Raw genomic sequence first — 21,633 nt, forward strand, 5'->3', positions numbered from 1 at the left:
CACCGGCGTGCTGCGTCGGCTGCGGTCCATGATCAGGCTGCGGGGGGGTGGACTGCCCGGACGTTACCCATCGGTACTGCGTTCCCGATAGGGGATTGGGTCAGATGTTTCATGCGTCACACAAGCATGGGGGACTGCTTTGCGCAGAGTATTCCAACCCTCGGGTGACCCGGAAGTAACCGCAGGTGAGGGCGGGCTCCCGGGCAGTCGGCGCGCGGCGTAATGTCATGAGACATGCGAGTCCATGTAGTGAGCGATGTGCACGGCAACAGCCGGGACCTCGCCCGGGCCGGGGACGGTGCCGACGCCCTGATCTGCCTCGGTGACCTGGTGCTCTTCCTTGACTATGACGACCACTCGCGCGGTATTTTCCCCGATCTCTTCGGGGTCGAGAACGCCGACCGCATCGTCGAACTGCGCACCGCCCGGCGCTTCGAGGAGGCTCGCGAGTTCGGCGCCCGGCTGTGGAACGGCCTCGATCGCGCAGCCGCCATCGAGGCCGCGGTCCGCAAGCAGTACGCCGAACTTTTCGCCGCATTCCCCCGGCCGACGTACGCCACCTACGGCAATGTCGACATCCCACACTTGTGGCCCGAATACGCCCAGCCGGGTACCACCGTGCTCGACGCGCAGCGGGTCGAGATCGGCGGCCGCGTCTTCGGCTTCGTCGGCGGAGGTCTGCGCAGTCCGATGCGCACCCCGTACGAGATCGACGACGAGGAGTACGCCGCGAAGATCGCCGCGATCGGCGAGGTGGACGTGCTCTGTTCGCACATCCCGCCCGAGGTGCCCGAGCTCTGCTACGACACCGTCGCCCGCCGCTTCGAGCGCGGCAGCCCCGCGCTGCTGGAAGCGATCCGAGCCACCCGTCCGCGGCACGCCCTCTTCGGCCATGTCCATCAGCCGCAGGCCCACCGGATGCGGATCGGGGCGACCGAGTGCATCAACGTCGGACACTTCGCGGCCACCGGGCGGCCGTACGCTCTGGAGTGGTGAAGGGTGAAGGCGAGTCGTGCGTGCCGCCGAGCCGGTGAGCCGTTTCGCGGCGGACACCGGCCGGGGCGGGTACGGGCCGGGTGCCGGCCCTCCGACCTGCGCGCGGTAGCCTTCACCGGCAGGCGAACAGGCCGCGGATCGGACCGTAGTGGGACCGTAGTGGAGGAGCCACCGCGATGGCGGAACACACCAGCTCGAGCATCACGATCGACGCGGCACCGTCCGAGGTCATGGCGGTGATCGCCGACTTCGACCGCTACCCGGAGTGGACCGGCGAGGTCAAGGAGGCCGAGGTTCTGGCCAAGGATGCGCAAGGGCGGGCCGAGCAGGTCCGGCTGGTGCTCGACGCCGGCGCGATCAAGGACGACCACACCCTCGCCTACACCTGGACCGGCGCGAACGTGGTGAGCTGGTCGCTGGTCAAGTCCCAGATGCTGCGTGCCCTGGACGGCTCGTACAGCCTGACGCCCGTGGCGGGCGGTGCGAGCACCGAGGTCACCTACCAGCTGACGGTCGACGTCAAGATCCCCATGCTGGGGATGATCAAGCGCAAGGCCGAGAAGGTCATCATCGACCGCGCGCTGGCGGGCCTGAAGAAGCGAGTCGAGAGCGGGGCTCAGGCCTGAGCGCGCGTACGGTCCTGGTCACCGGAGCGGGTGGCGCCGGTCGTACCACCGTCGCCGCAGCGACCGCTCTCGCCGGCGCCTTGCGCGGCCGCCGCACTCTGCTCCTCACCACCGACCGCTCCGGCACGCTGGAAACCCTTCTCGGGGGCTCCGCCTTGCGGCCGGGGGAGCCTGGGGCGCACGAGTCGTCCGGGGGGCAAGCCGCCGGCTACGGCGGGCGCTCCCAGGCGTCTTCGGCCGCCGGGCAGCCCTGGACCCGACCGTTCCGCGCCGCGCCGAACCTGTGGGCCGCCCGTATCGATTCCGCGGAACACTTCCGCATCGCGCTGCTCACTCTTCAGGAGCGCAGCTCAGCCGCCCTCGACCTGCTCGGCGCCCGTCCCCTCGACAGGGACGAGATCACGGAGCTGCCGGGTGCCCCGCAACTCGCGCTGCTGCACGCGCTGAAGGCTCTGCACGACCTCCCGACGGAAGACACCGACGGGAGGGGATCTGCGGCCGGAGGCGGGGCGGGGACAGCCCGCGTCCCGCAGCCTGGCGTGCCCTCCGTACCCGTACCCGTACCCGTCGTGGATCGGCCGGAGGGCGCCGCATCGCATGCCGCTCGCAGCGGCCGTACCGTGCCCGGTGGTGAGGCCGCCGAGGGAAGTTCCGGTGGTTCGTCGGTGGGGCAAGAGGGTCCGATCCGGCCTGCGGAGGGGATCGCTCCCGCGGGACGTGGCGCGGGGTCGGTGTCGCAGCCGAGGGCGCCGCGGGGCGGGGACGCGGTGCCCGGGGGCGAGTTCGCCGGGACGAGCCCCGGTGGCCCGCGGGCCGGGGCCAGTCCCGGTGGTCCGCAAGGGGACGCCGCCCGCGCCGCCGGAGCGGCCGTTCCTGCCGGAGACCGGAGCGGGCGCGGGCGCGCCGCCGGCACCGCACCCGGAGACGTAACCGCCGGTGTGGACCCCGGTTCGCCGCGGGAGCGCACCGCCGACGCGCCCGGCAGCACCGCTGAGGCCGAAGCTCAACCCTCCACCTGGGATCTGGTGGTCATCGACATGCCGCCGACGCCGGAGACGCTGGCGGTGCTCGCGCTTCCCGGGCAGTTGCGGCGCTACCTGCGGCGGCTGCTGCCGACAGAGCGGCAGGCGGCCCGCGCGCTGCGCCCGATGCTCGCCCAACTCGCCGGGGTGCCCATGCCGACGGAGTGGCTCTACGACACCGCGGCCCGCTGCGAGCGCGAACTCGCCGTCGCACAGGCCGTGATCGAGTCGCCCGCGACGAGCGTCCGTATCGTCATCGAACCCGGCCCGGCCGGCGCCGAGGCACTGCGTACCGCCCGCGCCGGGCTCGCCCTGTACGGCCTGCGCGCGGACGCCGTCGTCGCCAACCGGCTGCTGCCCACCGGCTCGGCCGACCCCTGGCTCGCCGCCCTGTCCGGGCAGCAGCAGACCGCGTTGAAGGCGCTGTACACGGACGTCGTCACCGGCACCACGCTCTGTGAGCTGCCGCATCTCGGCCGCGATCCGGACGGGCCGGACGACCTGGCGGAGCTGGTCGGGGCGGCCGTCTCGGCGACCTTCGGAGGCGGGCACGGCACGGCCGGACCCGTCGAGCACATCGGACCGGTCGACCAGGCAGGACCGGTCGAGCACACGGGACCGGTCGAGCACGGGGGTGCGGTCGAGCGCCCGGGACTCGTCGAGGGCGCGGGACTCGCCGACGGGCTGGAGCAGCCTGTCGGCCTCTTCCCCGACACCCGGACCGACGGCTCCGGCTCCGCTCACGGCGCCCGGCCCGCCGGCCCCGGCCCCCGTCACGACTCCTGGCCCGTCGAGGACCGGCTCGACGACGAGGGTGTGCTCATCTGGCGACTGCCGCTGCCCGGTGCCGAGCGCGGGGAGCTCGATCTCATCCGGCGCGGCGACGAACTCGTCCTCACCGTCGGCCCATTCTGCCGTATCGTGCCGCTGCCGTCCGCGCTGCGCCGCTGTTCCGTCTCCGGCGCGGGTCTGGCGGACGGCGAACTGAAGATCCGCTTCACCCCCGACGCCACCCAGTGGCCGCGTACGTCACCCGCGCCGGGCTGAGCACCGGAGTCGCCTCCGGGCGGCTCCGCGGCGTACCCCTATTCGGGTAACGTCGAAGTACTTCCGAAGTTCTCCCGCAGGAGCCCGCCATGAGCGACGCCACCGAGCGCCCCGCAGCCGACACCGCCGATGCCGACGCCTGGGCCAAGGCCTGCGCCGAGGACCTGGCCGCAGAGCGGGCCCGCCGCAGCGCGCAGACCGGAACGACACCCGGCAGTGCCGCCGAGGAGCTGCGCAAGCTGGCCGACGCCGTCGCCGACAAGCTCTCCTCGATCCAGACCCCGCTCTCCGGCACCGCCGCCGCGGGAGCCGTACAGCAGCTGATCGCCCAGGCGAAGGCCGCCGTCGAGCCGGTCGTCGAGCGCAATCCCGAGGTCTTCGATCACCTCGCCGCCGCCGGGTCCGAGCTGCTGGCCGCCTACCGGGCCGCCGTCGAGGGTCAGGAGCGCCGCTGGACTCGGGGCGAGGGCGGTCCCGAGGGCCCCGACGGCCCCTCCGGTACCGAGCGCATCGACCTCGACTGATCGTCCCGTCATCGCCCGAGCCGCCCTCCGGTACGGGGTACGGTTGGTCACGGCGGGGATCGACCGGAATAACTGAGGGACACATGGGACTCACCATCGGCGTCGACATCGGCGGCACGAAGATCGCAGCTGGCGTGGTCGACGAAGAGGGCTCGATTCTCGAGACGAGCAAGGTACCCACTCCGCCCACGCCCGAAGGGGTCGTCGACGCCATCGCGGAGGCGGTACGCAAGGTCAGCACGGGCCACCAGGTCGAGGCGGTCGGCATCGGCGCGGCGGGCTACGTGGACGACAAGCGGGCCACCGTACTCTTCGCCCCCAACATCAACTGGCGTCACGAGGCGCTCAAGGACAAGGTCGAGCAGCGCGTGGGGCTGCCGGTCGTCGTCGAGAACGACGCCAACGCGGCCGCCTGGGGCGAGTACCGCTTCGGCGCCGGGCAGGGCCACGAGGACGTCATCTGCATCACCCTCGGCACCGGGCTCGGCGGCGGCATCATCATCGGCAACAAGCTGCGCCGCGGCCGTTTCGGCGTGGCAGGCGAGTTCGGCCACATCCGGGTCGTCCCCGACGGTCTGCTGTGCGGCTGCGGCAGCCAGGGCTGCTGGGAGCAGTACGCCTCCGGCCGCGCCCTGGTCCGCTACGCCAAGCAGCGTGCCGTGGCCACCCCCGAGAACGCCACGATCCTGCTCGGCCTCGGCGACGGCACCCCCGACTCGATCGAGGGCAAGCACGTCAGTGAGGCCGCCCGGCAGGGCGACCCGGTCGCCATCGACTCGTTCCGGGAGCTGGCCCGCTGGGCGGGCGCCGGCCTCGCCGACCTCGCGTCGCTGTTCGACCCCTCGGCGTTCATCGTCGGCGGCGGGGTCTCCGACGAGGGCGACCTCGTCCTCGACCCGATCCGCAAGTCCTTCCGCCGCTGGCTGGTGGGCGGTCAGTACCGGCCGCACGCCCAGGTCCTCGCCGCCCAGCTCGGCGGCGAGGCCGGACTGGTCGGCGCCGCGGACCTGGCCCGCCAGGGCTGACCGTACGAAGCCGAACGTACGAAGCAGACAGCACGAAGGGGGACGGGGCGATGCCGGCGGAGCTACCCGAATCCCGCACCGAGCCTGACGGTTCGGCCGTGGTCCGCCTGCTCAGCTACAACATCCGTTCCATGCGCGACGATCGGGCGGCGCTCGCCCGGGTGATCCGGGCCTGCGCCCCCGATCTCGTGTGCATCCAGGAGGCGCCGCGGTTCTTCCGCTGGCGCAAGGCCGCGGCGTGGCTGGCCCGCGAGTCCGGCCTGGTGTACGTCACGGGCGGTGCGACCGCCTCGGGGCCGATGATCCTGGCCTCGCTGCGGGCTCATGTGGAGCGGACGGAGGACATCCTGCTGCCCCGCACCCCCGGTCTCCACCAGCGCGGCTTCGCGACCGCCGTCGTACGGATCGGGGGCGCCCGGCTCAGCGTCCTCAGCTGCCATCTGAGCATGCAGGCCGCGGAGCGCTACGCACAGGGCGGGCTGCTCCTCGACCGCCTCACCGCGGATGACACCCCGCACGCCGTGGTCGCGGGCGACCTCAACGACCGGCCCAACGGTCGCACGTTCCGCAGGATCGCCGCCGAACTGCAGGATGGCTGGGCCACCAAGCCCTGGGGCGGCGAGCACACCACCCGGCCCGGCGACCCTCTCCAGCGCATCGACGCCGTCTTCGCCACGCACGGCGTCGAAGTCCTCGGCTGCGGTGTCCCACTCCCGGCGACCGGCGGAGAGGACCCCCACGGGCTGCCCGGCATCACCGCATCCGACCTGAGGACGGCCACGGACCACCTACCGGTCCTCGCCGCCCTCAGAGTTCCGGCGGTTCCCGCAGCTCCCGAGGCCTAGAGCCGTACCCCGGCCCCAGGCCTCAGCACTCCGGCGTCAGACGACCGCGCCTCGGCCGGGATCGTCGTCCTCGTCGTCATCGTCCCTCATCCGGATGACCAGGGTGGCGAAGCCGCCGAGGAAACCGCCGATGCCGAGAGTGGCGATCCACCAGGTCATCTCCCACTGCAGCAGCACCGTGAGCAGAAGCAGCAGCGGGCCGCCGAGAACCGCGAGCCAGGCGAACTTGGCCGTGGTGTCGGCCGACGGAAGGGGCGGCGGCTCCGGGGGTACGAAGTGCCCCTCGTCGGGGTCGTCCTCCGATGCCGCGGGCGAATTCCAGTCGCGGGGGCCGGCACCGGGGGAGTAGACCGTGATGCTCGAGCCGAGAGGGCGGCCGGTGGGGCTCGCGGTGCTCGCGGGGTCCGAGGCGGGCGCCTCCGGCTCCTCCGGGACGTCGTCGCCTTCCCCGTTCACCGCCTTGCCCGCGCCCTTGCCGCCGTCCGCGTCCTCGTCGTTCTCGTCGTTCTCGTCGTTGTTCTCGACCCGGTCGTCGTCCCGGTCCTTGTTCGAGAGCGGGTCAGGGTCCGCGGGCTCGTCGCCGTATCCGGCCACGATGGCCGCCCATACGGCGTCCTCGTCGACCGGGTCGCGTCCGTCCTCCGGACCTGCTCCGGTGTTGCGCTCAGCCACCGCTCGCCGTCTCCTTCTCCTTGCCTGCGCCCGGGGCGAGCCGCCCGATGAAGTCGTAGGAGTCCTGGAAGATCCGCTCGGCGTCGTGGTCGAGCGTCGCCACGTGGTAGCTGCGCTCCAGCAGCGTCTCGGTGACATCCGTCGAGGAGATCCGGCTCAGGATGCGGGCCGAGTCTGCGGCCGGTACGACATGGTCCTGCGGGCTGTGCAGCAGCAGCACCGGCTGGGTGACCTGCGGCAGCTCGGAGTCGACCAGCCGGAAGAACTGGCGGAGGGAGTGCGCCGCGTGCAGCGGTACGCGGTCGTAGCCGACCTCCGCGCCGCCCTCCAGGGCGATGTCGTCCGCCACCCCCTTCGTCGAACGCGCCAGGTGCCGCACGACCGGCAGCGCGTGCGCCATCAGACCGTGCACCTTGTTGGCCGGGTTGACGATCACGACGCCGCTGACGGCGTCGCCGTGCTTGGCGGCCAGCCGCAGCGTCAGCGCCCCGCCCATCGACAGCCCGAAGACGAACACCTGGCTGCACCGCTCGGCGAGGACCCGCAGCTCGCGGTCCACCTCGGCGTACCAGTCCTGCCAGCCGGTGAGCTGCATGTCCTGCCAGCGGGTGCCGTGTCCTGGCAGCAGTGGCAGGGAAACGGTCAGCCCGCGCTCGGCCAGGAAGTCGGCCCAGGGGCGCAGCGACTGCGGGGATCCGGTGAAGCCGTGGCAGAGGAGAACGCCGACCGGTCCGCCCTCATGGCGGAACGGCTCGGCTCCCGGGAGGACCGGCACCAGAATCTCCTGTTCGTCGTGGGTTCGTCATGGATCACAGTGTGGCTTCACCGTACGCGACGGGACCGACACCGGGTAGGTCCGAGGGCGGCCTCGGAGCCGTACTCGCGCCGCCGCGGGTTAAGGTCTCTCCGTCGCATACAGGAGGTCCTCGGTTGCTTTACGGCGCAATGAAGCTGTCCATCGGAGGGACGCTGAAGCTTGCCTTCCGTCCCTGGGTGGAGGGGCTGGAGAACATCCCGGTCGGGGGTCCCGCGATCCTGGCGAGCAATCACCTGTCCTTCTCGGACTCCTTCTTCCTGCCCGCGGTGCTCGACCGCAAGGTCACGTTCATCGCGAAATCGGAGTACTTCACCTCGCCCGGGGTGAAGGGCAAGCTCACCGCGGCCTTCTTCAAGGGCGTCGGCCAACTGCCGGTGGACCGCTCCGGCGGGCGCGGCGCCGGCGAGGCCGCCATCAAGAGCGGGATCGGCGTGCTGGAGCGCGGCGAGCTCTTCGGCATCTACCCGGAGGGCACGCGGTCGCCCGACGGACGGCTCTACCGCGGCAAGCCGGGCGGCCTCGCGCGCGTGGCGCTCGCCACCGGCGCCCCGGTCATCCCGGTCGCGATGATCGACACCGAGAAGGTCCAGCCGCCCGGCAAGGTGGTGCCGAAGATGATCCGGCCGGGCATCCGTATCGGCAAGCCGCTGGACTTCAGCCGCTACACGGGCATGGACGGCGACCGTTTCATCCTGCGTTCGGTGACCGACGAGGTCATGTACGAGATCATGAAGCTGTCCGGTCAGGAGTACGTCGACATCTACGCGACGGCCGCCAAGCGGCAGATCGCGGAGGCGGCCAAGCATCTCGCGGAGCTCGAGAAGGCCGCCAGGGCCGAGAGGGCCGAAGCGGAAAGGGCCGAGAAGGCCGACAGGGACGACAGGCAGCAGAAGACAGCCGGGGCGTAGCCGCGCCGGACCGGGGGTGGGGGAGATGGCGCTGCAGAAGCGCGACACGGCTCTGCGGATGTCGGTGGAGCTGCCGCTGTGGCGGGCGCTGACCGGCTACCGGATTCTGACGCTCTGCTACGCGCTCGGGCTCTTCGCCATCGCCTACGGCAAGTACGCCCACCCGCTCGGCGCCGCCGCCTACATGGCCGTGCTGACCGGATGGATGTGCCTGACCTGGCGCAGGGTGACTTCCCCCGAGCGCTGCACCATGGGCTTCCTGGCCGTCGATCTGACCATCGCGCTGACGGGCATATTGCTCACCCCCGTCGTCGACACGCATGCCCGGGTCGTCGGCGGAGGCCCCACCCTGCCGTCCATCTGGACGGCCGGAGCCGTGCTCGGCTTCGCGATCAAGGGCGGCTGGCGCTGGGCGGCCGTGGCCTCCACACCGGTCGCTGTCGCCAACGTCCTCGAGCGCGGCAGCTTCGCCCGGGACACCGTCCACAACGTTCTGCTCGTGTGGGTGGCGAGCGTCGCGATCGGCTATGTCGTCGAGGTGGCCCGCGCCAGTGAGCGGACCCTTGCCCGCGCTCTCCAGATCGACGCCGCCACCCGCGAGCGGGAGCGGCTGGCCCGGGACATCCACGACAGCGTGCTCCAGGTGCTCGCCATGGTGCAGCGCCGCGGTGCCGAGATCGGCGGCGAGGCGGCCGAGCTGGGCCGGATGGCGGGAGAGCAGGAGGTCGCGCTGCGCACGTTGGTCGCCGGCGGACTGATCCCCGCGGCCCGCACCGCATCCCCGCCCGCGGCAGGGGACGAACCCGCGGCCGTACCGGACGCGGGGCACGCGCACGCGCGCGTGGCGGAGGACGGCGAGGGGAGCTGTGGAGATCACTGCGATCTGCGGGCGCTCCTCGCCCCGTACGCCGGGGCGAGGGTGTCCTTCGCCGAGCCGGGGGCGCCGGTGTCCCTGGAGGCCGCGGCGGCAGCGGAGTTGGCGGCAGCTGTCGGTGCCGCGCTGGACAATGTGCGTCGGCACGCGGGCGCGGACGCGCAGGCGTGGATCCTGGTGGAGGACGAGCCCGACGCGGTGATCGTGACCGTACGGGACGACGGCCCGGGCATCCCGGAAGGCCGGCTGGCGGACGCCGAGCGCGAGGGCCGGCTGGGCGTTGCGCTGTCGATCCGCAGCAGGCTGCGGGAACTGGGCGGCAGCGCAGAGCTGCTGTCGGTCCCCGGGCAGGGCACGGAGGTCGAGTTGAGGGTTCCGAAGGAGCCCCGGGGGAGTGAGGCGAAGCGGTGAGCGAACAGGCGACGACGCTCAAGGTCATGGTGGTCGACGACCACCCGATGTGGCGGGACGCGGTCGCCCGCGACCTGGGCGCCGCGGGGATGGACGTGGTGGCGACCGCCGGGGACGGCCCGCAGGCGGTGCGCCGGGCCCGGGCGGCGACCCCCGACGTCATGGTCCTCGACCTCAATCTGCCGGGTCTGCCCGGCGTCCAGGTCTGCAAGGAGCTCGTCGGCTCCAACCCCGCGCTGCGCGTGCTCGTCCTCTCCGCGAGCGGCGAGCACGCCGATGTGCTGGAAGCGGTCAAGTCCGGTGCGACGGGCTATCTGCTGAAGTCCGCCAGCACGGATGAACTGCTCGACGCGGTGCGCCGGACGGCCGTCGGCGATCCCGTCTTCACCCCGGGCCTGGCCGGGCTGGTGCTCGGCGAGTACCGGCGGCTGGCCGCGGACCCGGTCTCCGCGACGTCTCACGATCCCGGCGCGCCCCGGCTCACGGAACGGGAGACCGAGGTGCTCCGGCTGGTGGCCAAGGGGCTCTCGTACAAGCAGATCGCGGAGCGGCTGGTCATCTCGCACCGCACGGTCCAGAACCATGTGCAGAACACCCTGGGCAAGCTGCAGTTGCACAACCGCGTGGAGCTGGTGCGATACGCCATCGAGCGCGGTCTGGACGACGAATAGCCGCTCGTACGAGTGAACCGCGGGACTCGGCTCCCTTTCCGTATATCGGATTCGGCCGCCAACCCCATCCCCTGTGACCTGGATCACCGTTAGCGTGAGCCGCACGTACGGGTCAATGTGGAGAAGGGAAGATTCCATGCGGGTCGGAGTACTGACCGGGGGCGGCGACTGCCCCGGGCTCAACGCGGTCATCCGCGCTGTCGTCCGCAAGGGCGTCCAGGAGTACGGCTACGAGTTCACCGGCTTCCGGGACGGCTGGCGAGGGCCGCTCGAAGGCGACACGGTCCAGCTCGACATCCCCGCGGTGCGCGGCATCCTGCCCCGCGGCGGCACCATCCTCGGATCGTCGCGCACCAACCCCCTCAAGGCCGACAACGGCATCCGCCGGATCAAGGACAACCTCGTCAAGCAGGAGGTCGACGCGCTGATCGCCATCGGCGGTGAGGACACCCTCGGCGTCGCGGCGCGCCTCGCCGACGAATTCGGCATTTCCTGTGTCGGCGTGCCGAAGACCATTGACAACGATCTGTCCGCCACCGACTACACCTTCGGATTCGACACCGCCGTCAATATCGCGACCGAGGCCATCGACCGGCTGCACACCACCGCCGAGTCGCATATGCGGGTGCTGGTGGTCGAGGTGATGGGCCGTCATGCGGGCTGGATCGCGCTGCACTCGGGCCTCGCGGGCGGCGCCAACGCCATCCTCATCCCCGAGCAGCGCTTCGACCTCGACCAGGTCTGCGCCTGGGTCGAGTCCCGCTTCAAGATCCGTTACGCGCCGATCGTGGTCGTCGCCGAGGGGGCGATGCCCAGGGACGGCGATCTGGTCCTCAAGGACGGCTCGCAGGATTCCTTCGGACACGTCCGGCTGTCCGGCATCGGCGAGTGGCTCGCCAAGCAGATCGAGAGCCGGACGGGCAAGGAGGCCCGCACGACCGTGCTCGGTCACGTCCAGCGCGGCGGAACCCCGAGTGCCTTCGACCGGTGGCTCGCCACCCGCTTCGGGCTGCACGCGATCGACGCGGTGCGCGACGGCGACTTCGGGAAGATGGTCGCCCTGCGCGGCACGGACATCGTCCGGGTCCCGATCGCCGAGGCCACCGCGAAGCTCAAGACGGTCGACCCGAAGCTGTACGCCGAGGTCGGCGTCTTCTTCGGCTGACCCGGCCGCTTCGGGGGGTCCGACCGGGCGGCCGACCGGACGTCCCAAGCAGTCCCCGGTCGCCTGGTCCGCCGCGCCGACCCCGCGGGATCCGGGCGGCGGCACCGGGCGATGGGCCGGGCACCGCCCGGGCCCATCGCTCAGGCATCCGCCGCGCCCCTCACACCAGGACGGCCGCCAGCAGCCCCGCGGTGATCGCGGCGCCGTCCAGGGTCAGCACCGACTCCGGATGGAACTGCACCCCGGCGAAGCCCGGCCCGCGCAGCGCGTGGACATCCCCGCTGACCGGGTCCCGGCTCAGCTCCACCCGGTGCATCGCCAGCTCCTTCTCGGCGAGCGCGTCGCACCGCGCGGTGAAGGTGTTGTAGAACCCCACGGTCTCGGGACGCCCGAAGAAGTCGATGCGCTCCTGCGCCCCCTGGTACGGCACGTCCTTGCGGACGAGATCCAGGCCCAGCTCGGCCGCGATCAGCTCATGACCCAGGCAGACCCCGAGCAGCCCCTGCCGGTGTCCGCGCACCAGCGCGGCGGCCAGCTCCCGCAGGAAACGCATCTTCGGATCGGTGGTGGCGCCGGGGTCGCCCGGCCCCGGCCCCAGCACCACCGGACCCTGGTGCGACAGCGCCGCCTCGCGCAGCCCGGGCTCGTCGTAGCGCCGTACGGTCACGGTGAGGCCGGAGGAGCGCAACAGGTGGGCGAGCATCGCCGTGAAGGTGTCCTCGGCGTCGACCATGAGCGCGTGCCCGGACATCGCGCCGGTACGGGGCCCGGCGGCCGGGCCGGCGGCTGTCCGCATCCGCAGCCAGAAGGGGGCCAGATCCGCCCTGCGGGCGTCGAGCACGGCCCGCACCCGCGGGTCGTCCGACAAACGCGCCCGTGCGCCCTCCGCATCCCGTACCGGCGCATCGCGCACACCGAGTGCGGTCAGTACCCCGGCCGCTTTGGCGTGTGTCTCGGCGACCTCGGCGTACGGATCGGAGTGGCGTACGAGCGTGGCGCCGACCGGGAGCCGCAGCCCGCCGTCCGCGTCGATGTCGGCAGTCCGGATGAGGATGGGGGAGTCGAGGGTCTGCGCCCCGCCCGCGTCCCGCCCGATGAGAGCCAGGGCCCCGGCGTAGTAGCCGCGTCCGCCGGCCTCGTGGCGCTCGATGGCCCGGCAGGCGTTCTGCACCGGCGAGCCGGTGACGGTCGCCGCAAACATGGTCTCCTTCAGCACTTCCCGTACGTCCAGCGAGCTGCGGCCGCGCAACTCGTACTCGGTGTGCGCGAGATGGGACATCTCCTTCAGCCGCGGCCCGACGACGACCCCGCCCATGTCGCCCACCGTGCACATCATCTTCAGCTCCTCGTCCACGACCATGGACAGCTCCTCCACCTCCTTGCGGTCCTGGAGAAAGTCCAACAGGCCCTCGACGTCCGGCCCTTCGGGCGGGTAGCGGTAGGTTCCGCTGACCGGGTTCATCACGACGGTGCCGCCGGACATCCGGACGTGGACCTCGGGGCCGGCCCCGACCAGGGTGCGTACGCCGGTGTGCACGACATAGGTCCAGTAGGCCCCGCGCTCACCCTCGAGCAGCCGCCGGAACAGGGCGAGCGCGTCGGCCCGGTCGAACCCCGGGATCTCGCCCCGGAAGGTCCGGTGGATGACGAAGTTCGCGCCCTCGCCCTGTCCGATCTCCTCCTCGATCACCTGTCCGACGGTGGCCGCGTACGCGTCGTCGCCGATGTCGAAGGCGCCGTTCTCGACGCGTACGACCTGCTGCGGCAGGGCGTCCCGCACGGCGTCGAGCGGCAGCTCGTACGCCTGCTCGGGCCGCAGCACCGTGAGCGGTGTGCCGTCGTCCCGGACGTCGAATCCGCGCTCGCGGATCTGCCGGAAGGGCACCAGGGCGAGGGCGTCGGTCACGGCCTCGCCGGTCGCCCCCTCGCCCAGCGGGATGTCCGCGAGCCGCTCCACGTCCTGAACCGGGCCGGTCAGCACCTCGACAGTGGCCTCGGCGGCCCCAGGGCGGCCCGGGGTGCGGCGGTGGATCAGGGCGAACGGCGGGCCGTCGCCCGCGGACAGCCGGCGCAGGAGCGCGGTGATGTCGCGATGCATCTGAGTTTGTTCCTTCCGGATTCGGATCGATGATCGAGTCGGCGGAACGGCCCGGAGCCGCGAGGCTCGATAACGCACAAAGGCCGCCCCTCGGGCGGCCTCGCGTCGGTATGTCGGATACGCGCAATCAGTGGGCCGCCGGGTGAGCGGTCCACCACCAGTTCATGGTCATCGTCTGCGCGAACATGACCAGAACCCTACCCGAACGTGTCCCGCCGGTCCCAGTGCGTCGCGGGAGACGGGGTGGCGCAGCGGAGATCGTTCCGCCCGGTGACCGACGGCGTTCGGGCGGCGGACGGCCGCTGTTCCGGCGGCGGACAGGCGCCGGGATTACGGGGGCTCCGTCGAGCCGTGTGCCGACCGTCTCATCCCGTGGGCAGCGGTCCGGACGGTGTGTTTGACCCCGTAATGTGGAGGGCGTGACCGTGAACGCTGAATCTCACGCCGGGGACAACACCTGGCGAGCCCTTCCCGCGGCGCAGCAGCCTGAGTGGCCCAACCCCGAGGCTCTGCGCGATGTGATCGCGGACCTCGAATCGTATCCACCGCTCGTCTTCGCAGGCGAGTGCGACCAGCTGCGTGCCCGTCTGGGCGCTGTCGCCAAGGGCGAGGCGTTCCTGCTGCAGGGCGGCGACTGTGCCGAGGCCTTCGACGCCGTGGGCGCCGACCAGATCCGGAACAAGCTGAAGACGCTGCTCCAGATGGGCGCCGTGCTGACCTACGCCGGTTCCGTGCCGGTCGTGAAGGTCGGCCGGATCGCCGGTCAGTACAGCAAGCCGCGCTCGAAGCCTACCGAGACCCGCGACGGCGTGACCCTGCCGACCTACCGGGGCGACTCCGTCAACGGCGTCGACTTCACCGAGGCCGCGCGGGTGCCGGACCCGGAGCGGCTGAAGCGGATGTACCACGCCTCCTCCGCCACGCTGAATCTCGTACGGGCCTTCACCACCGGTGGCTACGCCGACCTGCGCCAGGTGCACGCCTGGAACCAGGACTTCGTGAAGTCCTCCCCGTCCGGACAGCGCTACGAGGCGCTGGCCCGCGAGATCGACCGCGCGCTGAACTTCATGAACGCCTGCGGGGTGGACCCCGAGGAGTTCAAGACGGTCGAGTTCTTCGCCTCCCATGAGGCGCTGGTGCTCGACTACGAGTCCGCGCTGACCCGTACGGACTCGCGCACCGGCGATCTGTACGACGTATCCGGCCACATGGTGTGGATCGGTGAGCGCACCCGGCAGCTGGACGGCGCGCACATCGAGTTCGCGTCCCGGATCCGGAACCCGATCGGTGTGAAGCTCGGCCCGACGACGACGCCGGAAGAGGCCCTGACGCTGATCGAGCGGCTGGACCCGGACCGTGAGCCTGGCCGGCTCACCTTCATCTCCCGGATGGGCGCGGACAAGGTCCGCGACAAGCTGCCCACCCTGGTGGAGAAGGTCACCGCATCCGGCGCGCAGGTGGCGTGGGTGTGCGACCCGATGCACGGCAACACCTTCGAGGCGGCCTCCGGCCACAAGACCCGGCGCTTCGACGACGTGCTGGACGAGGTCAAGGGCTTCTTCGAGGTCCACAAGGGTCTCGGCACCCACCCGGGCGGCATCCATGTGGAGCTGACCGGCGACGATGTCACCGAGTGCGTGGGTGGCGGCCACGAGATCTTCGTCGACGATCTCCACCAGCGCTACGAGACGGCCTGCGACCCGCGGCTCAACCGCAGCCAGTCCCTTGACCTGGCGTTCCTGGTCGCGGAGATGTACCGGGGCCAGTAGGACCGGCCGGACGGCTCGAACAGCACTGTGGGGCACGGATCACATTGATCCGTGCCCCCATGCGTTGTGAGGCGTCGGCCATTGTGGGTAAGGTAAGGGTAACCTCACTGATCATCGTGAAGTTGTCCCGCAGTTGTCCTGCTGTCCGATCCCGCTGACGGGAGTGAATCGCGTGTACGTCTGCTCATGCTTCGGCATCACCGAGAAGCAGGTGCGCGAGCACGCGGACACCGGTGCGTGCACCCCCCGCCAGATAGCGGGTGCGTGCAAGGCGGGCACGGACTGCGGCAGCTGTGTGCGGCGGATCCAGGCGCTGCTGGGGCGTGGCGCGTGCCCACGGCGCGAGATGGCGGATCAGGGTGACCCCGCCGTACTCTCCGCCGAAGCGGCCTGACCTCCCGGATCAGCTGTCCGGCTGCTCGATCAGCTGGGCGATGTAGAGCGGTTCCCCGAGTTTCTCGATGAGCTCCAGCTGTGTCTCGAGATAGTCGATGTGGTGCTCCTCGTCCGCGAGGATGCTCTCGAAGATATTGGCCGAGGTGATGTCGCCCTTGGCCCGCATGATCTCGATCCCGCGCCTGAGGCGGTCGATCGCCTCCACCTCGACCTGCCGGTCCGCCTGGAACATCTCGGTGACCGTCTGGCCCACCCGGACGTGGAACAGCCGCTGGTAGTTGGGCAGCCCCTCGAGGAAGAGGATCCGGTCGGTGAGCAACTCCGCGTGCTTCATCTCGTCGAACGACTCGGCGCGGGTGTACTTCGCCAGCTTCGTCCAGCCGAAGTTCTCCTGCATCTTGGCGTGCAGGAAGTACTGGTTGATGGCAGTCAGCTCGGCGGTCAGCTGCTCATTGAGAAACTCGATGACCTCGGGGTCGCCCTGCATCGCAGTGGCTCCTTCCAGACAAGAACGGCAGGATGCGCGCATCCTCGCACCGCCCGGGAGGACGGTCCAGTAAGTGCATGCTTAGTATGAGTTGTCCCGATCGGTATTGCGCTGGTCACGACCACCCTTCCCGGTCTGTCACCATGGACACATGGGTCAGCCGGAAAGCCACGAAGGGGCGCAGGTCGAGCTTCCTCCGGGGCAGCGGCTCCAGCGCGGATGGCCGGTTACGCACTACGGTCCGGTTCCCAAGTTCAGGCCCGACCGCTGGGAGTTCAGGGTGTTCGGCGCGACCGCCGACGGGGACAAGCACTGCTGGACGCACGAGGAGTTCACGGCTCTGCCGTACTCCACGGTCGTCGCTGATCTTCACTGTGTCACGAAGTACAGCATGGTGGGGGCCGAATGGGGCGGCGTCCTTGCCCGTACGGTCCTTGAACTCGCCCCGCCCGCGCCCGATGTCACCCATGTGATGGTCTGGGCGGAGTACGGCTTCAGCTCCAACTTGCGGCTCTCCGACTTCGCGTCCGAACGGAGCATTTTCGCCACCCACAAGGGTGGCGAGCTGCTCACCGCCGAGCACGGCTTCCCGGTCCGGCTGGTCGTACCGCATCTCTACGCCTGGAAGGGCCCCAAGTGGGTCCGCGGTGTCGAGTACATGACGGCCGACCGCCGTGGCTTCTGGGAGGAGCGCGGCTATCACAACCTGGGTGACCCGTGGCGGGAGCAGCGGTACTCCTACCAGGAGGGGCCGGGCGAAGGGCCCGAGCTCTAGGCCCTGTCCCACCAGGCCTGTCCGACGGGCCTGTCCGGCAGGGCTGTCCGACACCGGGCCCTGCGCGGCCGCGCTGTCAGCCGTCGCGCAGCCTCTTCAGCCGCGCCACGTCCGCCGCGTGGCCCTCCTTGCCGCCCGGGGTCTCGATGACCAGCGGCACTCCCTTGGTCGCCGGGTGCGTGAACAGCTCGCCGAACGGTTCCGCCCCGATGTGACCGCTGCCGATGTTCGCGTGCCGGTCCTTGTGGGCGCCCACCACGTCCTTCGAGTCGTTCGCGTGAATGAGCTTCAGACGGCCCTCGCCGACCGTGTCCACGAGTTCGTCGAGCAGTGCCTTCGTCCCGCCCGGTGCCGCCATGTCGTGCCCGGCGGCGAAGGCGTGACACGTGTCCAGGCAGACGCCGAGCCGCGGATGCCGGTCCAGCGCGTCGAAGTACGGGCCCAGGTCCTCGACGAGAGAGCACAGGGAGGCGCCCTGCCCGGCCGTCGGCTCCAGCAGCAGCCACGGGTCGTCGTCGTGAGTGAGCTCCTCCAGCAGCGGCAGCATCCGTTCCCGGACCTGGGCCAGGGCGTCGGCGCGGGGCCGGCCTCCGGTCGCCGAGCCGGTGTGGACCACGACCCCGAGAGCGCCGATGGCGCGGCCACGGCGCAGCGAGTGGCGCAGTGAATCCACCGACCTGTCCACGGTGGCCTCGGTGTGCGAGCCGAAGTTGATCAGGTAGGGCGCGTGGACGTAGGCCGGGACGGATTCGGTGGCGCGGAGCTCCCGGAACGCCTCGTCCTGCAGCGGGTTGCCGGCCGTCGTCGCCCAGCCGCGCGGGTTGGCGACGAAGACCTGCACGGCCTCGGCGCCGATCTCGCGGCCGTAGGACAGCCCGTTGGCGGCCAGGCCGCCCGCGACCGGCACATGGCTGCCGACCGGGTTACGGGGACGAGGGACTCGGTTCTCGCGGGGGGACGGGGGTCGCTGCCCGCCGGGGGATTGCGGCACCGCTCCAGGATCCCACGGACGGCCGTACGGCGGACCGTACGGCCGTCCGGGTCTCAGCGGACCCTGATCGTGATCGAGCTGCCCTTCGGAGCCTCGTCGCCGCCGTCCACCGACTGGTCGAAGACGGTGTCGCCGAAGAAGAACCGGGTGACCCGCACCTCGAACCCCTTGCCCTCCAGCTCCCGCTTCGCGTCGTCGGCGCTCTTGCCCTCGACATCGGGCACCTCGACCATCTGCGGGCCCTTGGAGACGGTCAGCGTGACGATGTCGCCCTTCGCGAGCTGGTCGCCCTCGGCGGATGACTGCCCGGCGACGCTGCCCTTCTCCTCCTCGGAGAAGACCCGCCGGGGGGAGACCTCGACCCTCAGCCCGGCCTCGCGCAGCTCCTGTGTGGCGTCCTGCACGGTCTCGCCGGTCACATCCGACGCCTCGATCGGCTCGCCCTTGCTGACGATGATCGCGACGGCCGAGTCCGGGCTGCGCTTGGTGCCGGCGGGGGGCTGCGTACGGATGACCGAGCCCTGGGCCACCTCGCTGCTGAACTCCTTGCGGACGGTCCCCGGGGCCAGGCCCAGCTCCTTGAGCTGCTCTCTGGCCTTCGGCAGCGGGACGCCCTCCAGCCGAGGGACCTTCACGATCTCCGGGCCCTTCGACACGGTGATCGTCACTGTGCCGGTGTCGCGGATGCGCTTGCCCGGTCCCGGTTCGGTACGGATCACCCGGCCCCGGTCCACGACTTCGCTGAAGTCCTCGTCCACCTTCACATCGAGGCCGCTGCCGCTCAGCTTCTGCTCGGCCTCCTTCTTCGGCAGATCGAGAACGGCGGGCACCTGCGTGAACTGGCCGGAGTTGATGTACCAGACGCCGGCGCCCACGCCGAACACCAGCAGGACGGCCGCGATCACCGCGAGGGCCCCGCGCCGGGGCACACGGCGTGCCGTCCTGGCTGGGGCGGCACGGTCTCCGGGCGGAGGCATTTCCAGCCGGCTCGTCCGGTTCAGCGCGTCGTCATCCGCCGGGGCGGGGCCGCCCGGCCCGGTGCCGTGCGCCACCGGCCGGGGGATCACACTCGTACGGTCCTCGGAGCCGGTCAGGCCGGCGGTGACGGCCTGCGGGGGGACCGCGTCCAGCTGCTCGTCGCTGAGCGTGTTCCGTGCCTCACGCGTACGCGCCAGCAGCGCGACGGCGTCGGCGGGGCGCAGCTCGGGGCTGCGGGCGGCGGCCGCCGCCACCAGCTCGTCGAGTTCGTGGGCCAGCCCGGGAACCGCCCCGGACGGCGGCGCGACGTCCTCGTGGAGGTGCTGGTAGAGGACCTGGGCCGCGGTGCCGCCGTTGTGCGGCTTGGCGCCGGTGAGCATCTCATACAGCACGACACCGCAGGCGTAGACGTCCGCGCGGGTGTCGGCGGTGCCGTGCTCTATCTGCTCCGGCGCGAGATAGGAGACGGTGCCCAGCAGGGAGCCGGAGGAGGCGTTCGTGTTGGTGTCCACGGCCCGCACGAGCCCGAAGTCGGCGACCTTGACGCGGCCGTCGTCCCCGATGAGGACGTTCTCCGGCTTCATGTCGCGGTGCACCAGGCCGGCGCGGTGGGCGGCGCCGAGCGCGGCGAGGACCGGCTCCAGGATGTCGAGGGCGGCGCGGGGCTGCAGAGCGCCGCGCTCGCTCAGTACGTCGCGCAGCGTGCAACCGGCGACGTACTCCATCGCGAGATAGACATACGTCCCGTCCGTGCCCTGGTCGAACACACCGACGACGTTGGGATGGGCGAGCCGGGCGACGGACTTGGCCTCGCGGATGAAGCGGTCGACGAACGCGCCGTCCGAGGCGAGGCCCGGGTGCATCACCTTCAGGGCGAGCACCCGGTCGAGCCGGGTGTCCACGGCCCGGTAGACCGTGGCCATGCCACCTACGGCGATTCGTGCCTCGACCCGGTATCGGCCGTCGAGCACATGCCCGACGAGCGGGTCCTGCAGGGTCGTATCCACGATCCCGCAGTCTACGAGCCGCCGCGGACACGGCCGGACACCCGGGCCGGTTCGGGCCAGGACTGCAGCCGAACAGTGACAGCGACGGACCCGTGCATCCCGGGCCGCCGCCGGATCCCGGGCGGTGAGGGGTGCGGGCGGCTTCAGGCGTGCGAGGCGGCGGCGATGGCCGCCAGCTCCTCCAGTGCGGTGGTCCAGGCCATGCCCGCGTACTCGGCGTGCCGGCCCTTCTCCTCGTCGGAGACGTCGAGACTGCCGATGCCGGTCTCGGCCACGGTGAGGCGGGTGCCCCGGCCCTCGGGGGAGAGGATGAACTCGACGAGAGTGGAGTCACCCGATCGGGGCGGTACGTCCGGGTTCACAGCCATACGGAAGCTGAAGCGGAAGGGCGCTTCGACCATCTCCACCCGGCCGTGGAATTCGCCGTGCTCGTCCCAGCGGAAGCGCAGGGCGCCACCCGGGCGAAGATCGAGCTCCGCGCCGCCGAAGGCGTACCAGGCAGTGATGTGCTCCGCGGCGGTCAGCACGCGCCATACGCGGTCGGCGGGCGCGGGCACGTATACCTCGCGCTCGACGCGATCGGGGACCTCGGGGACCTCTGGAACCACCGGGACCACCTCCGGTTCCACGCTACGGCCTGCCCCGCCCTTCCCAGCGGATCAGCGCGCTGCGTCCCGGCCGGACCGCCGCTACCCGAACGCGGGGCGCTCGGGGTCGAGCGCGGCCAGGCCCTCGGCCGGCGAGGAGGCCTCGGCGAAGTGGCGGCGCGGGATCCGGCCCGCGCGGTGTGCCAGCCGCCCCGCCTCCACGGCGTGCCGCATCGCCGCGGCCATCAGCGCGGGCTCCTGGGCCCGGGTGACCGCTGAGGCGAGCATCACCGCCGCGCAGCCCAGCTCCATCGCCAGTGCCGCGTCCGATGCGGTGCCCGCCCCGGCGTCGAGGATCACCGGCACGCGCGCGTGCTCGGTGATCAGCTGGAAGTTGTGCGGGTTGCGGATGCCGAGGCCGGAGCCGATGGGCGAGCCCAGCGGCATGATCGCGGCGCAGCCGGCGTCCTCCAGCTTGCGGGCCAGCACTGGATCGTCATTGGTGTACGGGAGCACGGTGAAGCCGTCGTCGACCAGGATCTCCGCCGCGTCCAGCAGTTCGACCGGGTCGGGCAGCAGGGTGCGCTCGTCCGCCACGACCTCCAACTTGATCCAGTCGGTGCCCAGCGCCTCGCGCGCGAGGCGGGCGGTGAGCACGGCCTCGCCCGCCGTGAAGCACCCGGCGGTGTTCGGCAGGACACGGATGCCCAGTCTGCCGAGCACGGACAGCACCGAGCCCTGCACGGTCGGATCGAGACGGCGCATCGCCACCGTGGTCAACTCGGTGCCCGAGGCGGTCAGCGCCCGCTCCAGAACGTCCAGGCTGGGGGCGCCGCCGGTGCCCATGATCAGCCGGGAACCGAAGGTCGTATCGCCGATGGTGAGGGTGTCGGCGGCTGCCGAGGGCGCCCCGCGGAGGACGGCGGTGTCGGCCATGGTGTC

22 protein-coding genes and 1 pseudogene are annotated in these 21,633 nt (G+C 71.4%); 14 read left to right on the forward strand and 9 right to left on the reverse strand.

The features are described from left to right. Positions 1-234: 234 nt before the first annotated feature. The 7 genes and pseudogenes from ABZW18_RS02500 to ABZW18_RS02530 all read left to right on the forward strand — a co-directional run bounded on the left by ABZW18_RS02500 (position 235) and on the right by ABZW18_RS02530 (position 6,085). Positions 235-996, forward strand: a complete 762-nt coding sequence (locus ABZW18_RS02500; protein ID WP_356180934.1) for a metallophosphoesterase — start codon at positions 235-237, stop codon at positions 994-996. A gap of 176 nt (positions 997-1,172) precedes the next feature. Continuing rightward, complete coding sequence (locus ABZW18_RS02505) at positions 1,173-1,622, forward strand: SRPBCC family protein (protein WP_356180937.1); 450 nt, start codon at positions 1,173-1,175, stop codon at positions 1,620-1,622. Further along, a pseudogene (locus tag ABZW18_RS02510) lies at positions 1,619-2,068 on the forward strand (ArsA-related P-loop ATPase); the annotation flags it as partial. The gene ABZW18_RS02505 and the pseudogene ABZW18_RS02510, both read left to right, overlap by 4 nt. 492 nt (positions 2,069-2,560) lie before the next feature. Next, positions 2,561-3,691 (forward strand): ArsA-related P-loop ATPase, encoded by a 1,131-nt coding sequence (locus ABZW18_RS02515; RefSeq protein WP_356181081.1) that lies wholly within the window; start codon positions 2,561-2,563, stop codon positions 3,689-3,691. Positions 3,692-3,780: 89 nt separating this feature from the next. Continuing rightward, a complete protein-coding gene (locus tag ABZW18_RS02520) occupies positions 3,781-4,215 on the forward strand; it encodes a DUF5304 domain-containing protein (RefSeq protein WP_356180940.1) in 435 nt (144 codons plus the stop codon). Between the two features lie 83 nt (positions 4,216-4,298). Then, entirely contained in the window at positions 4,299-5,240 is a 942-nt protein-coding gene (locus tag ABZW18_RS02525) for an ROK family glucokinase (RefSeq protein ID WP_356180942.1), read from the forward strand. A gap of 50 nt (positions 5,241-5,290) precedes the next feature. Then, entirely contained in the window at positions 5,291-6,085 is a 795-nt protein-coding gene (locus tag ABZW18_RS02530; RefSeq protein WP_356180945.1) for an endonuclease/exonuclease/phosphatase family protein, read from the forward strand. 36 nt (positions 6,086-6,121) lie between these two features. Here the strand turns inward: ABZW18_RS02530 and ABZW18_RS02535 are convergent, their stop codons facing one another. After that, positions 6,122-6,757, reverse strand: coding sequence for a hypothetical protein (locus ABZW18_RS02535; protein ID WP_356180947.1), 636 nt, complete (start codon positions 6,755-6,757; stop codon positions 6,122-6,124). Next, the gene (locus ABZW18_RS02540; protein ID WP_356180950.1) at positions 6,750-7,532 is read right to left on the reverse strand and encodes an alpha/beta fold hydrolase; all 783 of its coding nucleotides are present in this window, start codon (positions 7,530-7,532) and stop codon (positions 6,750-6,752) included. The genes ABZW18_RS02535 and ABZW18_RS02540 overlap by 8 nt, the downstream gene beginning before the upstream one ends. Before the next feature lie 170 nt (positions 7,533-7,702). On the opposite strand from ABZW18_RS02540, the gene ABZW18_RS02545 reads away from it, so the two are divergent. From ABZW18_RS02545 to ABZW18_RS02560, 4 genes are all read left to right on the forward strand, one after another. Then, positions 7,703-8,482, forward strand: a complete 780-nt coding sequence (locus tag ABZW18_RS02545; protein WP_356181083.1) for a lysophospholipid acyltransferase family protein — start codon at positions 7,703-7,705, stop codon at positions 8,480-8,482. A 25-nt stretch (positions 8,483-8,507) separates the two neighbouring features. Next, positions 8,508-9,767 (forward strand): DUF5931 domain-containing protein, encoded by a 1,260-nt coding sequence (locus ABZW18_RS02550; protein WP_356180953.1) that lies wholly within the window; start codon positions 8,508-8,510, stop codon positions 9,765-9,767. A gap of 26 nt (positions 9,768-9,793) precedes the next feature. Further along, entirely contained in the window at positions 9,794-10,438 is a 645-nt protein-coding gene (locus ABZW18_RS02555; protein WP_356181084.1) for a response regulator transcription factor, read from the forward strand. Between the two features lie 136 nt (positions 10,439-10,574). Further along, complete coding sequence (locus tag ABZW18_RS02560) at positions 10,575-11,603, forward strand: 6-phosphofructokinase (protein ID WP_356180955.1); 1,029 nt, start codon at positions 10,575-10,577, stop codon at positions 11,601-11,603. 160 nt (positions 11,604-11,763) lie between these two features. On the opposite strand, the gene ABZW18_RS02565 is transcribed toward ABZW18_RS02560, so the two are convergent. Together ABZW18_RS02565 and ABZW18_RS02570 are read right to left on the reverse strand one after the other, a co-directional pair. Then, positions 11,764-13,701, reverse strand: coding sequence for an anthranilate synthase family protein (locus tag ABZW18_RS02565; protein WP_356180958.1), 1,938 nt, complete (start codon positions 13,699-13,701; stop codon positions 11,764-11,766). A 127-nt stretch (positions 13,702-13,828) separates the two neighbouring features. Beyond that, positions 13,829-13,888 carry a trp operon leader peptide gene (locus tag ABZW18_RS02570; protein WP_356181087.1) on the reverse strand — a complete coding sequence of 20 codons (60 nt, stop codon included), beginning with the start codon at positions 13,886-13,888 and terminating at the stop codon, positions 13,829-13,831. A gap of 232 nt (positions 13,889-14,120) precedes the next feature. Here ABZW18_RS02570 and ABZW18_RS02575 point away from each other — a divergent pair, with 232 nt between their 5' ends. Both ABZW18_RS02575 and ABZW18_RS02580 read left to right on the forward strand, forming a co-directional pair. After that, positions 14,121-15,470: a class II 3-deoxy-7-phosphoheptulonate synthase gene (locus tag ABZW18_RS02575; protein ID WP_356180961.1), complete on the forward strand. Its 1,350-nt coding sequence runs from the start codon at positions 14,121-14,123 to the stop codon at positions 15,468-15,470. A gap of 163 nt (positions 15,471-15,633) precedes the next feature. Continuing rightward, positions 15,634-15,864, forward strand: a complete 231-nt coding sequence (locus ABZW18_RS02580; protein ID WP_356180963.1) for a (2Fe-2S)-binding protein — start codon at positions 15,634-15,636, stop codon at positions 15,862-15,864. Between the two features lie 9 nt (positions 15,865-15,873). On the opposite strand, the gene bfr is transcribed toward ABZW18_RS02580, so the two are convergent. Continuing rightward, positions 15,874-16,353: a bacterioferritin gene (gene bfr, locus ABZW18_RS02585; protein WP_356180965.1), complete on the reverse strand. Its 480-nt coding sequence runs from the start codon at positions 16,351-16,353 to the stop codon at positions 15,874-15,876. A 151-nt stretch (positions 16,354-16,504) separates the two neighbouring features. Here bfr and ABZW18_RS02590 point away from each other — a divergent pair, with 151 nt between their 5' ends. Continuing rightward, positions 16,505-17,128: a sulfite oxidase-like oxidoreductase gene (locus ABZW18_RS02590; protein ID WP_356180968.1), complete on the forward strand. Its 624-nt coding sequence runs from the start codon at positions 16,505-16,507 to the stop codon at positions 17,126-17,128. A 76-nt stretch (positions 17,129-17,204) separates the two neighbouring features. Here ABZW18_RS02590 and ABZW18_RS02595 read toward each other — a convergent pair whose 3' ends face one another. From ABZW18_RS02595 to ABZW18_RS02610, 4 genes are all read right to left on the reverse strand, one after another. Next, complete coding sequence (locus tag ABZW18_RS02595; RefSeq protein WP_356180970.1) at positions 17,205-18,119, reverse strand: deoxyribonuclease IV; 915 nt, start codon at positions 18,117-18,119, stop codon at positions 17,205-17,207. A gap of 53 nt (positions 18,120-18,172) precedes the next feature. Beyond that, positions 18,173-20,104 carry a Stk1 family PASTA domain-containing Ser/Thr kinase gene (gene pknB, locus ABZW18_RS02600; RefSeq protein WP_356180973.1) on the reverse strand — a complete coding sequence of 644 codons (1,932 nt, stop codon included), beginning with the start codon at positions 20,102-20,104 and terminating at the stop codon, positions 18,173-18,175. A gap of 143 nt (positions 20,105-20,247) precedes the next feature. Next, complete coding sequence (locus tag ABZW18_RS02605) at positions 20,248-20,712, reverse strand: SRPBCC domain-containing protein (RefSeq protein ID WP_356180975.1); 465 nt, start codon at positions 20,710-20,712, stop codon at positions 20,248-20,250. An 81-nt stretch (positions 20,713-20,793) separates the two neighbouring features. Then, positions 20,794-21,627: a thiazole synthase gene (locus ABZW18_RS02610; protein ID WP_356180978.1), complete on the reverse strand. Its 834-nt coding sequence runs from the start codon at positions 21,625-21,627 to the stop codon at positions 20,794-20,796. Positions 21,628-21,633: the final 6 nt, after the last annotated feature.

This window comes from Streptomyces sp. NPDC004647 (genome assembly GCF_040609575.1).
Taxonomy (GTDB): Bacteria; Actinomycetota; Actinomycetes; order Streptomycetales; family Streptomycetaceae; genus Streptomyces.

What these genes read in the sequence shown, in the direction of transcription:
- ABZW18_RS02525 (WP_356180942.1), top strand. Translation starts at nt 4,299, where the DNA reads ATGGGACTCACCATCGGCGTCGACATCGGCGGCACGAAGATCGCAGCT.
- ABZW18_RS02550 (WP_356180953.1), top strand. Translation starts at nt 8,508, where the DNA reads ATGGCGCTGCAGAAGCGCGACACGGCTCTGCGGATGTCGGTGGAGCTG.
- ABZW18_RS02545 (WP_356181083.1), top strand. Translation starts at nt 7,703, where the DNA reads ATGAAGCTGTCCATCGGAGGGACGCTGAAGCTTGCCTTCCGTCCCTGG.
- ABZW18_RS02520 (WP_356180940.1), top strand. Translation starts at nt 3,781, where the DNA reads ATGAGCGACGCCACCGAGCGCCCCGCAGCCGACACCGCCGATGCCGAC.
- bfr (WP_356180965.1), bottom strand. Translation starts at nt 16,353, where the DNA reads ATGCAGGGCGACCCCGAGGTCATCGAGTTTCTCAATGAGCAGCTGACC.
- ABZW18_RS02500 (WP_356180934.1), top strand. Translation starts at nt 235, where the DNA reads ATGCGAGTCCATGTAGTGAGCGATGTGCACGGCAACAGCCGGGACCTC.
- ABZW18_RS02555 (WP_356181084.1), top strand. Translation starts at nt 9,794, where the DNA reads ATGGTGGTCGACGACCACCCGATGTGGCGGGACGCGGTCGCCCGCGAC.
- ABZW18_RS02560 (WP_356180955.1), top strand. Translation starts at nt 10,575, where the DNA reads ATGCGGGTCGGAGTACTGACCGGGGGCGGCGACTGCCCCGGGCTCAAC.
- ABZW18_RS02590 (WP_356180968.1), top strand. Translation starts at nt 16,505, where the DNA reads ATGGGTCAGCCGGAAAGCCACGAAGGGGCGCAGGTCGAGCTTCCTCCG.
- ABZW18_RS02565 (WP_356180958.1), bottom strand. Translation starts at nt 13,701, where the DNA reads ATGCATCGCGACATCACCGCGCTCCTGCGCCGGCTGTCCGCGGGCGAC.
- ABZW18_RS02610 (WP_356180978.1), bottom strand. Translation starts at nt 21,627, where the DNA reads ATGGCCGACACCGCCGTCCTCCGCGGGGCGCCCTCGGCAGCCGCCGAC.
- ABZW18_RS02530 (WP_356180945.1), top strand. Translation starts at nt 5,291, where the DNA reads ATGCCGGCGGAGCTACCCGAATCCCGCACCGAGCCTGACGGTTCGGCC.
- ABZW18_RS02505 (WP_356180937.1), top strand. Translation starts at nt 1,173, where the DNA reads ATGGCGGAACACACCAGCTCGAGCATCACGATCGACGCGGCACCGTCC.